The organism is Flavobacterium branchiophilum FL-15 (assembly GCF_000253275.1).
GTDB classification, from domain to species: Bacteria; Bacteroidota; Bacteroidia; order Flavobacteriales; family Flavobacteriaceae; genus Flavobacterium; species Flavobacterium branchiophilum.
Map to the genome: position 1 here is coordinate 3,083,307 of NC_016001.1, position 12,098 is coordinate 3,095,404.

11 protein-coding genes are annotated in these 12,098 nt (G+C 33.7%); 6 read left to right on the forward strand and 5 right to left on the reverse strand.

Going from position 1 to position 12,098, the window contains the following annotated elements; all coding sequences use genetic code 11:
- Positions 1 to 10 precede the first annotated feature (10 nt).
- From FBFL15_RS13365 to FBFL15_RS13380, 3 genes are all read left to right on the forward strand, one after another.
- Positions 11 to 430 (forward strand): hypothetical protein, encoded by a 420-nt coding sequence (locus FBFL15_RS13365; RefSeq protein ID WP_014085086.1) that lies wholly within the window; start codon positions 11 to 13, stop codon positions 428 to 430.
- A 318-nt stretch (positions 431 to 748) separates the two neighbouring features.
- Positions 749 to 1,507 carry a hypothetical protein gene (locus FBFL15_RS13375; protein ID WP_014085087.1) on the forward strand — a complete coding sequence of 253 codons (759 nt, stop codon included), beginning with the start codon at positions 749 to 751 and terminating at the stop codon, positions 1,505 to 1,507.
- 421 nt (positions 1,508 to 1,928) lie between these two features.
- Positions 1,929 to 2,432 carry a hypothetical protein gene (locus FBFL15_RS13380; RefSeq protein ID WP_148267922.1) on the forward strand — a complete coding sequence of 168 codons (504 nt, stop codon included), beginning with the start codon at positions 1,929 to 1,931 and terminating at the stop codon, positions 2,430 to 2,432.
- A 968-nt stretch (positions 2,433 to 3,400) separates the two neighbouring features.
- Here the strand turns inward: FBFL15_RS13380 and FBFL15_RS13385 are convergent.
- The 5 genes from FBFL15_RS13385 to FBFL15_RS13405 form a co-directional block, all read right to left on the reverse strand.
- Positions 3,401 to 4,483 (reverse strand): bifunctional 3-deoxy-7-phosphoheptulonate synthase/chorismate mutase type II, encoded by a 1,083-nt coding sequence (locus FBFL15_RS13385; RefSeq protein ID WP_014085089.1) that lies wholly within the window; start codon positions 4,481 to 4,483, stop codon positions 3,401 to 3,403.
- 149 nt (positions 4,484 to 4,632) lie between these two features.
- Positions 4,633 to 5,481: a prephenate dehydrogenase gene (locus FBFL15_RS13390; RefSeq protein ID WP_014085090.1), complete on the reverse strand. Its 849-nt coding sequence runs from the start codon at positions 5,479 to 5,481 to the stop codon at positions 4,633 to 4,635.
- Between the two features lie 44 nt (positions 5,482 to 5,525).
- A complete protein-coding gene (locus FBFL15_RS13395; RefSeq protein WP_014085091.1) occupies positions 5,526 to 6,671 on the reverse strand; it encodes an aminotransferase class I/II-fold pyridoxal phosphate-dependent enzyme in 1,146 nt (381 codons plus the stop codon).
- Entirely contained in the window at positions 6,668 to 7,498 is an 831-nt protein-coding gene (locus FBFL15_RS13400) for a prephenate dehydratase (RefSeq protein WP_014085092.1), read from the reverse strand. Before FBFL15_RS13400 ends, FBFL15_RS13395 begins: the two co-directional genes overlap by 4 nt.
- Positions 7,499 to 7,830: 332 nt before the next feature.
- Entirely contained in the window at positions 7,831 to 9,066 is a 1,236-nt protein-coding gene (locus FBFL15_RS13405) for a dicarboxylate/amino acid:cation symporter (protein WP_014085093.1), read from the reverse strand.
- Between the two features lie 461 nt (positions 9,067 to 9,527).
- On the opposite strand from FBFL15_RS13405, the gene FBFL15_RS13410 reads away from it, so the two are divergent.
- From FBFL15_RS13410 to FBFL15_RS13420, 3 genes are read left to right on the forward strand one after another with little or no spacing between them, the layout of a single operon-like run.
- The gene (locus FBFL15_RS13410; RefSeq protein WP_014085094.1) at positions 9,528 to 9,977 is read left to right on the forward strand and encodes a LexA family protein; all 450 of its coding nucleotides are present in this window, start codon (positions 9,528 to 9,530) and stop codon (positions 9,975 to 9,977) included.
- A 16-nt stretch (positions 9,978 to 9,993) separates the two neighbouring features.
- On the forward strand, positions 9,994 to 11,253 hold the full coding sequence (locus FBFL15_RS13415) for a Y-family DNA polymerase (RefSeq protein ID WP_014085095.1): 1,260 nt from the start codon (positions 9,994 to 9,996) through the stop codon (positions 11,251 to 11,253).
- Positions 11,254 to 11,255: 2 nt separating this feature from the next.
- On the forward strand, positions 11,256 to 11,894 hold the full coding sequence (locus FBFL15_RS13420; protein WP_014085096.1) for an SOS response-associated peptidase: 639 nt from the start codon (positions 11,256 to 11,258) through the stop codon (positions 11,892 to 11,894).
- Positions 11,895 to 12,098: the final 204 nt, after the last annotated feature.

Here is a 12,098-nt window from a genome sequence, read left to right on the forward strand (position 1 = left end):
AAATAAACTTATGAAAAAATTATTATTAATTGCCATTTTTGGAATAATCACTATCTCAAACGCACAAGAAAAAGATTCTAAAGCAAACAAACTAGACAATAAAATGTTTGGAAGTTGGAAAGGTTCGGAAAACGATAATCAAAGAAAAGGACTTGTCAAGTATTGGATTCAACATAGATTTGAAGATGGTACTTTTTTGCTTCTATTTACAGCAGTTGAAAATGGAGAAGTTGAAAGCTTTGTTGAGAAAGGACAATGGTGGATTGAAAATGGAGAATTTCACGAATTATATTTCAATTCGGGTAAAACTGATGTTTACACTTACACTTTTATCGATGATAATCACGTTAAATTTAAAGCTAAAAAAGTCGGAGTAAGTTTTGAGAATTTGGAATATGAATTTATTGATACAAAAATAGAAGACGAATAAAAAAACATCGCATAACAGCTAGACTTTCGTTGCGGCTGTAAGCCGAGCAATGAATTGTATTAAACAAATACCTATAAAAAATATAGTTAATGAGTTAAACCGATTACATACACACCCCTTATGGGTTTTTCGAAAAGTTTTTGTTAGGATTATAAGAGGATTTGGTTCTTTATTTTTATTAATAATTGTAAATAAATACTATTTTATTTTATATTTTTTTACTATTTTTGAAAAATATTTAACGGCAGTTTTTTCACAGTCTGCCGTTGGGCGATATTTTGACCAAAAAAGACGAATAAAAATCTTAAAAAAATTAATATGAAAAATCTATTTAGAATTTTTGCGTTGATGTTCATATTTGTAAGTTGTTCCAAAACTGAGGACGATACAAATGATCAGTGTACAGGAAACTGTACAATACTAAAAGGTAATTTTCTAACTTTAAATAATGAACCAGTACCAAATGTCAAAGTTTCGATGAAATATATTAAAAGTAATGAACTGGCATTTTACTCTCGAAAATTGGTTGATACAAAATCAGACCAAAATGGAAATTTCAACAGTAATTTTTTCATAAAAGACAATGAAATTGGAAATACAGGAGGTTATTTCGATATTGATATTGACGACTCTAATATCGATGTGAATAAATATATCAGAACTAATAATTTAATAGGTAATACAACAGCTGATATAGGATTTGCAATTTTTTCAATCACAAATAGAGATACAATTATTAACAAAACATTTTACTTTCCAAAAAAAGCTTATATAAAAGTAAATTTAAACAACTTTACACCTTTGCAATCTGACGATTATTTTGAAGTGCAAACATTATATCCATTTGGTCCAAAAATTGGAGTAAATACTTTCCTAAATTCAGAATATTCAACAGGTTTTAGTGGATATGGAAATTGGAGAGCAATTAACAATAATAATTTACTAAATGTATTCGTAGCCGAAGGAGAAAACAACGTAATAAGAATTTTTAGAAGAAAAAATGGTGTAAATACAAGTGAAGATATTCCGATATTCATTCCTCAAAATAATACAATAGAATTGACATATGACTTCTAAAAAAACATCACATAACAGCTAGACTTTCGTTGCGGCTGAAAACCGAGCAATGAATTGTAATCAGCGAATACCTATAAAAAATAAAAATACATGAGTTAAACCGATTACATGCAAACCCCTTATGGGTTTATCGAAAAGTTTTTTGTTAGCATTTAAAGAGGATTTAATTTCTCTTTTTTATATCTATTTATTACACCTACAAGGTTTTGGAAACCTTGCAGGTGAGAAAACGTAATTCGCCACTCCCACACAAATCCCTTCGCATGCTTATCAGAAACTCCTTGAATATGTTGCATGGTTAAATGTACAAAAAATAATAATAAAAAACACTATTGTATTTTATTATTTTATTATTTTTGAAAAATATTTAACGGCAGTTTTTCACAGACTTACGTTATAAGCCATTTTAAACACCATCGCAATGAAGAATTATTTATATCTTATATTATTCCTAATTTCAACAATAATGAATGGACAGGAATTGTCAAATAAAATTGAAAAATCTACGTTGGAATATCGAAAGTTATTTTTAGAAAAGAATTTTGAAAAACTTTGTGATTATGCAACTCCAAAATTGATTGAGCAATTAAAAACAAAGCAAGATTTGATTTTCTTATTAACCGAATTGAATAAAAATGCTGAATCAAAAGGAGCAAAAGTTACGAACATCACTTTCGGAAAAAACTCTGAAATAATAGAATATAAAAATCAATTACAATGTAGCATTCCATTCTCACTGGAAATGGAAGATGAAAAAAAGAAAGTTACCATTTCAGCTGGTTTAGCTCTTATTTCATTTGACAAAGGAAAAACTTGGTTATTCACTTTTAAAGTAGAAAAAGAGCAGGAAATTAATAACGCAGTTTTAGACTTAGATAACAGAATAATGATTGCCGAAAGAAATCAAAACGTGATAAATAAATAAAAAAACATCTGCCAACAGCTAGCGTTTCGTTGCGGCTGCAAGACGAGCAATGAATTGTAATCAACGAATACCTATAAAAAAATAAAATCAATGAGTTAAACCGATTACATTCTCGCCCTTATGGGTTTATTGAAAAGTTTTTTGTTAGCATTTAAAGAGGATTTAATTTCTCTTTTTTATATCTATTTATTACACCTACAAGGTTTTGGAAACCTTGCAGGTGAGAAAACGTAATTCGCCACTCCCACACAAATCCCTTCGCATGCTTATCAGAAACTCCTTGAATATGTTGCATGGTTAAATGTCAAAAAAAAAAAAACACTATTGTATTTTATTATTTTATTATTTTTGAAAAATATTTAACGGCAGTTTTTCACAGACTGACGTTGGGGGCATGCTTCCGAACACCCTTCTTATGCTAAAACTTAATGTAATAGAGATAACGCAATGGGACAAAGAAGTTACTTATATCTAATACCAAATATACATATAAAATAGTCCAATCTATTGGTTCTTTTTTGCTAAAATTATTAAAAAAAAATAGTTCCGTAGCCCAGCTACGCAAAAAAAAATTTTGAAAATTTTTTCTAAAAAATAACTACGCATCTTTGGACTATTTTATAAATATATTAGGTATAACTTTTCTAATTGTATTAACTGGAATTTTAAATATCGGATTTTATTATGTTTGTATTTGGACAATTATAGTTGAAATTAAAGCATATAAAAGGCAGATTGCATAAAAGCCAACCTCAATACGTCGGGGGTATTGTTGGGTTTCAAGCACCAACACCCGAGCGCTAGCAAATAGAGGACTTCTATAAAAAAACCTTTGTCAAAGTCTGAGCTTTGACAAAGGTTATGTGTTTTGATAAACTGTTTGACATTGATTTTTAGTGGGTGTACATGAAACTCATGTGATGTATATCCATAAAAAAACCGTAGCCCTTTCATGCTGTTTGATAAAATTAAGCATTTAGTATTTTTTCTTGATGCGAAATACTTTCTTGGTGAATGGCTTTAAACATTTTTAAGATAAATTCTTCGCTTAGGCCTTTTTGCTCGCCTTCGAGTATCATTTTGCCTAAAATTTCATTCCAACGGTTGTTTTGCAACACAGCCACGTTGGCATCTTTTTTTACCTGACCAATTTCGTCGGCTACTTTCATTCTTTTGCCCAATAAGTCCAATAAATTAGCGTCCAAAACATCAATATTGGCTCTCAATTTTGTCATTTTTTGAGTAAATTCGTCAGAATCACCACTTTGTTTTCTTACTTTCAAATCTTTAAAAATTTGTTTCAAAGCAGCCGGTGTTACTTGTTGTGCCGCATCGCTCCAAGCATTATCTGGATCGATGTGGGTTTCAATAATCATTCCGTCATAATTCAAATCCAAGGCTTCTTGCGTTACTTCTAAAATCATATTGCGGTTTCCGGTAATGTGCGACGGATCGATAATCAAAGGCAAATCAGGGAATTTATTTTGCAATTCGATAGCAATTTGCCATTCTGGAATATTTCTGTATTTGGTTTTTTCATAGGTAGAAAAACCTCTATGAATAACGCCTAATTTTTTGATGCCTGCATTGTACAAACGCTCTACACCACCAAGCCACAAAGCCATGTCTGGATTGACAGGGTTTTTTATCAAAACAATTTTGTCTGTATCTTTGAGGGTGTCGGCAATTTCCTGAACCGCAAATGGGTTTGCAGTGGTTCTTGCACCCACCCACAAAACGTCGATGTCGTTTTCTAAAGCCAGCTTACAATGGGCTGCCGTTGCTACTTCTGTTCCCATCAACAATCCGGTTTCGGCTTTGGCTTTTTTTAGCCATTTCAAACCAATTTCGCCAACGCCTTCAAAACCTCCCGGACGTGTTCGGGGTTTCCAAATTCCTGCTCTAAATACACTTACGTCTGAATCTTTCAATTCGTGTGCAATTTTCAAAACTTGCTCTTCTGTTTCGGCACTACAAGGCCCAGCAATTACCAATGGGTGAGACAATTTGAAGTCGTCTAACCAAGCTCTCATTTCTTTTTTGTTTTCCATTTTTTTTGTGTGTTTAATTGTTTCTTTCTTCTTTCGGCTACATTCTAAATAAAATACAGCCAATAAATTAATATATTTTGGGCGTTCCCACAAGGGTCGGGCTATCCGTTTCAAACAATTTCATTCATTTAAAACCACATCATCCAAATTTACCCCTTCATACTTAAAATTTCTTTTATCCGATTGGTATTTTTCATTTCATTGAAAATAGCTTCATAGTCATCACTTTCTAATAATTCCTTAAAATGCGACAAATTATTGATATACTCTGAAAGGCATTTGACTACTTGTTTCTTGTTTTGACTAAAAATGGGTGTCCACATGGCAGGCGAACTTTTGGCCAATCGTACGGTGCTTTCAAATCCGCTACCGGCCATATCAAAAATGTCTTGTTCGTCTTTTTCTTTGTCTATTACCGTTTTGCCAAGCATGAACGAACTGATGTGCGACAAATGCGATACATAAGCTATGTGTTTGTCGTGCGATTTGGCATTCATATAACGGATTCTCATGCCCAATTTTTGAAATAAATCCAAAGCTTTTTCTTGCAATTTGAATGTGGTTTTTTCTACCTCACAAATAATATTTGTTTTGCCTCTAAAAAGGCCCGTTATGGCCGCTTTTGGTCCCGAAAATTCTGTTCCAGCAATAGGGTGAGTTGCCATAAAGTGTCGTCTTTTTGGGTGGTTTTCAAGCAATTCGCAAATGGGCAATTTGGTAGATCCTACATCAAAAACCAAGGTTTCGTCTCCTATTTTTTCTAAAATTTCGGGCAGCAGTTTCAAGGCTGCATCAACGGGAACGGCCACTATCACAAAATCTGCTTGATGCAAATCGGTTAAAGTAGCTTTTTGGTCAATGATGCCTAACTGCAAGGCCTCGTCCAAGTGAGCTTCGTTAGCATCTATCCCAAAAATTTGAGTGTTCAAAACGGTTTGTTTGAGGTCCAATACCATGGAACCGCCAATCAAACCAATGCCAATTACAAATATTTTCATTTAAAAATTTATTTTTTGTACAAATATTTATTTACAATAATATATTACAATCTGTCTATAGCTTCCTGAATTAGTGCCTCTGAAACACACAACGAAAATCGGATGTAGCCAGCTCCATTGCTACCAAAAATACTGCCTGGAGTAATAAAAATGTGTGCTCTTTTTAAAATGTCATCTACAAAATTTTCGCCAGATGTTATGCCTTTTGGGAGCTTTGCCCATACAAAGAGTCCAACGGCCTTTGACTCTACTTCGCAACCTAATTTTTTGGCCAGCTGAAAAGTCAAATTTCGTCGTTTTTCGTATATTTTATTTTGATCTTCAAACCATGATTTGTCGAGCTTCAAAGCTTCAATAGCCCCTTTTTGAATGCCATAAAACATGCCGCTATCCATATTGCTTTTTACTTTTAGTACAGCGTCTATATAATCAGCACGTCCAGAAATCATGCCTACTCGCCAGCCTGCCATGTTGTATGTTTTGGACAACGAATTGAGTTCTAAGGCTACCTCTTTTGCTCCTTCTACTTGCAAAATTGACATCGGATTTTGGTTCAAAACAAAACTGTAAGGATTGTCATTGACAAGCAAAATGTTGTGTTTTTTGGCAAAGGCTACCAATTTTTCAAACAAAGCCAAGCTGCCTGTTGCCCCCGTAGGCATGTGTGGATAGCCGACCCACATGAGTTTTACTTTTGACAAATCCAAAGCTTCTAGTGCTTCAAAATCGGGTTCCCATTGTTGAGCAGCTTTCAAATCATAATATACGGTTTCGGCCTGAACCAAGTGGCTAACCGAGGTATAAGTAGGGTATCCTGGATTGGGTACTAAAACCTGATCGCCTTGATTTAAAAAAGCCAACGACAGGTGCATAATGCCTTCTTTTGACCCCATTAAGGGCAAAATTTCGGTATTAGGATTCAAGTTTACCTTAAAATGTTTTTGATAAAAATCGGCCATGCCTTGTCTGAGTTCAGGCAAACCTTGATAGCTCTGATACTGATGGGCATTGGGCTCTAAAACGGCCTCTTGAATGGCTTTTATAACCGCCTTTGAAGGGGCCAAATCTGGGCTTCCAATTCCCATGTTGATCACTTTTTTGCCTTCGCTAATCATTTGTCTTACCTCTCTTAGCTTGCTCGAAAAGTAATATTCTTCTACCGTTTGAAGTCTTTTTGCTGTTGTAATCATTTGATTTTGTTGTTTTTAAATTCGCCCAATACTTTAAAATAAGATGCCATAATGGCTACCAACGATTTGGCTTTTGCATAATCCTGATAGGTTTCAAAGGTAACATCTACAAAAAAAGCATACTTCCAGGGGGTTTCTATTTTGGGCAACGATTGTATTTTGGTTAAATTCAATTTGCAATCGCTCATCACGTTCAATACGGCCGCCAAACTGCCTCTTTTGTGGTCCAGTTCAAATTTTACAGAGGCCTTATTGGTTGTTTTTTCGTCTATTGCAAAAGTTTTTTTGGAAATAATCACAAACCGGGTCATGTTGTTATTAATGGTTTGAATTTCAGGAGCTATAATATCCAAATTATACATTTCTGACGCTACTTTGCTGGCAATGGCTGCTATGCCTTTGAGCTGGTTTTGTTGTATCCGTCGGGCGGTTTCGGCTGTGTCTTTGTCTTCAACAAGCTTGATGTGTGGGTGCTTTTTCAAAAACTCCATACATTGCAAAAGGGCCATTGGGTGCGAATGTACTTCTTGAATATCGGATATTTGCTGTCCTGACAAAGCCATCAAGTTTTGTTGAATTTCCAAATAATATTCGCCAATTATTTGAAAATCATTTTTATCAATCAAAGCATAATTGGGAATTATCGAGCCCGCAATAGAATTTTCTAAGGCCATAACGGCCAAATCCGAACGGCCTTCGAGTAGGCTGTCCGACAATTCTTCAAACGACAAACACTCATCTATTTCGATATTGTTGCCAAAATATTCTAAAGCCACCTGATGATGAAAAGCCCCTTTGATGCCTTGAATGGCAATTTTTTTAATCATTATTTCTACTTGTTTATTCTGGTATTGTATTTTTCTTAATTTATTTTTCTAATATTTTGAATATCAAAAAAATAAGTCTGTTTTTTTAACAATTTAAAAGCTACATTTTTTTCCATAAAAAAATCCTGATTTGCATCAGGATTGTATATTATGTTTGAATTAATAATTTCTCAAATAACCATATAACAATCCCGTCCTTCTATAAAGAAGAAATAAAATGAATTGCTAAAATAAAATCGGTTACTTAACACGCTTTTTAATGTTGTTTGTTATTTCGGCTAAATTACTGCATTTTTTGATATAAAAAAATTATTTAACGATTATTTGTGAAATTATTTTTCAACAAGCCATTTCTTACCTTCTGATATTCGGGTAACCAGCAACGAGCTGATCAAATCACCATTGGCATTGAGCAGCGTAGCCATAGGATCTACAAGTGTGCCAACAATCATGGCCGCTGGCAGGGCTTGCTCCATTGGAAAACCATATACTGTAATGGCCAAAACCTCGCCAATATAGCCTCCATTTGGAATACCTCCTTCTACAACAGATACGATTATGGTAATGCCTAATGCTAATATTATAGTGTTCAAACTCGTAAAATCTTTTCCAAAAATAGCAAACATTACCGCAATTTTTACAATCGACGACATGGCAGATCCATCTTTGTGTAGTGGTGCACCAAGGGGAATAACCACGTGGCTAATATAACCCGGTACTTTCATTTTTTCGGCACCAGCCAAGTTTGCTGGGATTGTGGCAATGCTACTACATGTGCCAAGGGCCGTCAAAGACGGAGTAATATTGTGCTTCCAAAACAACGACACCCCTTTTTTGCCGCCTGCTACAAAAGCATAAAACGAATAAAAAACCACAAAATAAAAAGCACAAACTGCATAATAAAGCCCCAATGGTTTAGCATAAGCCCCAAACAGTTGAGGCCCAAAAATACCTACTTGATTAGCAAAATAGGCCCCAAGACCAACGGGAGCCAGTTTCATAATCAAGTGCAACAACTGCTTCATTACTTCGTTGCCCGAATGTAAAAACCGCTTAAAATCGTTGCCTTTGTCGCCCGACTGGAGCGTGGCAAAACCTATTAAGAACGAAAAAATAATCAGGGCCAACATGCTTTTTCTGGACAACAATTCAAAAAAATCGGTTGCCGTTAGCAGCTGTGTTATCTGAGTGCCAACCCCCACACTTGCCACACTTTCTGAAGGTAAAGTGGACACAACAAAACTTTGTTGTATCGGAAAAATCAAAACCCCCACAGTCATCAAAACACTAGAAATGATAATAGTAGCCAAAAAAACCAGCAAAATCACCAAAAAAAGTCTTCCTAATTTCTCTGTTTTTTCTAAACTTGCAATCGACGAGGCAATCGTAAAAAAAATAAGCGGAATAATGGCCGTAAACAACAAATTCAAAAAAATATCGCCAAGTGGCTTAAAAATTACAACTTCCTTGCCCATCAAAAGCCCCAAAACGCTACCCACCACAATGCCTCCAAGCAACAGTAAAATGCTCCTGTAATTGTCTATAAAACTATTTTTTTGATTTTCCATACGTTTTGTTTTTTTTGAAGTAAAAGTAAACAAGAAGATTGATTTTTGATCTGAAAAAATAAAAAAATGTTTGTTGAAAATTTTAAGATGAATTTTCCTACGCATTTAACATCAACAGCGTCAATCTTTTATTTTTTTTGACAGTTAATTCATTAAGTACATTTTTTAATAAAAACAGCTTTATTGTTCATTTCTATATCATTTTTTCTTGTGTAAAATAATTTAAAAAAAGAGAAAAAAAGAACTTAAATCAGGCAGATGGCTGGGCTTGTACTAACCTCAAACGGGCTATTTTCATTCCATAAATGACGATTCTTTTTCATTAATTAATCCTTTGGGATTGGTATTAAAAAAAAATGAATTACCTTTGAACAAAAAACCTACTGCCTTGGTTAGTTGTTTTTTTTATAAAAATAAACGTATAAAAATTTTAATATTTGTAAATATTTTAAGTGAAAAAAATGAAATTAAGAAGTTTACATAGTACCAAAATATTTGAATTTTTTGCTCCAGATTATGCAACAACTCTGGAACTCCCATTTGTCGATGTTGGAATCAGTGCGGGTTTTCCCTCTCCAGCAGATGATTTTATTGAATTGACTATTGATTTGAATAAACATCTAATCAAACACAAAGACAGTACTTTTTTCGCCAAAGTCAAAGGCCATTCCATGAAAGATGCGGGCATTTTTGATGGGGATTTATTAGTAATCGATAAGAGTCTAATTCCTCAAGATGGGAAAATAGCCATTTGTCAAATTGATGGAGAATTTACAGTAAAAAGAATTAAAATCGAAAAAGATATCGTTTGGTTAATAGCCGAAAATGAAGAATACAAACCCATAAAAGTAACTCAAGAAAACGAGTTAATGATATGGGGAATAGTAATTCATAGTATAAAATCTTTCTAACTAAACACTAAAAAAAATGTTCGCTTTAGCAGATTGCAATAACTTTTATGCCTCTTGTCAAAGGGTTTTTGAACCACATTTAATAGGGAAACCAGTAGTAATACTTTCCAATAATGATGGTTGCGTTATTGCACGATCAAACGAAGCCAAAGCCTTAGGCATTCCGATGGGCGCACCAGCGTTTGAGTATAAGAAACTATTTGAAGAGCATCATGTATTTGTCTATTCGTCTAATTATGCTTTGTATGGCGATATGAGCAGCAGGGTAATGAATACCCTATCCACTTTTTCACCCGAAATTGAAGTTTATAGTATTGATGAAGCTTTCTTAAAATTAGAAGGTTTTGAATATTTTGACTTGGATGAATATGGTTTAAAAATTCAAAAAACAGTTACCAAAAACACAGGTATTCCAATAAGTATTGGATTTGCACCAACCAAAGCGCTTGCAAAAGTTGCCAATAAAATCGCTAAAAAGTTTCCCGAAAGAACCAAAAATGTATATGTAATTGATACTGAAGAAAAGAGAATAAAGGCGCTTAAATGGACTAAAATAGAAGATGTTTGGGGCATTGGCAGAAAATATGCAAAACGCTTGCAAGCCAAAAATATAAGGAATGCGTATCAATTTACACAACTTACCGATGATTGGGTGCGTAAAGAAATGGCGGTTGTAGGGTTGCGATTAAAACATGAACTAGAAGGAAAACCAACTTTGGATTTAGAAAGTCCAAAAAGCAAAAAAATGATTTCGACAACAAGATCATTTGAAAAATCTTTAACCAAGTTTGAAGATATATCTGAAAGAGTTTCAACCTTTACTGCTTCTTGTTCCGAAAAATTGAGACGACAAAACAGCCATTGTAATATGATTATGGTTTTTGTACTTACCAATTATCACAGACAAGACCAGCCGCAATATTCCCGCAATATCGTAATCAATACAGATTTTCCAACTAACTCTACCATTGAGTTAAATAAGTATGCCCAAATAGGGCTAAAAGCCATATTTAAAGAAGGCTATTATTATAAAAAAGCCGGTGTTATTGTTATGGGTTTGACCCCGAACGACCAAACCCAATTATCATTATTTAATACATCGAACCCAAAGCACCAGCCCTTAATGTCGGTTGTTGACCAATTAAATAAAAGCTATGGCAAAAACAAAATTAAGTTTGGGAATCAATCACTGGGCAGACAATGGAAAATGAAACAAGAGAAATTATCAAATTCGTTTACCACACGAATTGATGAGATAATCACCATAAAAATTTAACTATGTGTTTCCATTCCAAACAAACTAAATCAGCACAGGAAGTAGAAAACCGATTCAAAGCCAAAATTGAAAATGCTTCTTTGTTTCAGCTTCAGGAATCCTGTAACGGATTTGATTTTGGATTAAATCCAATAATTACAGACGATAAACCTGCTGTAATCCAGCATTTTAATTGGGGTTTGATACCGTCATGGTCTAAAGACGAGTACATAAAAAAATTAACTTTAAATGCCCGTATCGAATCCGTTGAAGAAAAACCATCTTTTAAAAGTTCAATAAATAAACGATGTTTGGTTATTGCTAATGGTTTTTATGAATGGCAATGGCTTGATAGCAAAGGAAAGAATAAAATAAAGTATGAAATTGGTGTCGGGAATGATGATTTATTTGCCTTTGCTGGTTTGTATTCGCAATGGGTGAATGCGCATACTGGCGAGATTAAAAACACCTACACCATTGTAACAACGCAAGCCAATGAACTAATGACTGAAATTCATAATATCAAAAAAAGAATGCCCATCATCCTAAAACCAGAAGATGAAGACAAATGGTTAAATCATAATCCTATAAATGATTTTTCATTTCCGTATCAAGTCCCATTAATCGCTCAAAAAAAAGGAACTCATCTAAGCTTGTTTTAATACCAATTAAAGTGTATTCAAAAAGAAATTTTTGTTTTTTTTGTTGAAAAATGAGTTTTAGTAAAGCTTTGGTAGCTAAAAAATTGGATTGTTTTAATTCTTGAAAAAATCTAAAAAGTATTGAATCCTTTGAGGAAATTTGTTTGTTTATAAAACCCTGAAAACAAGTCATTTGTAATTTGTTTTGAAAAAATCCAAACCAAT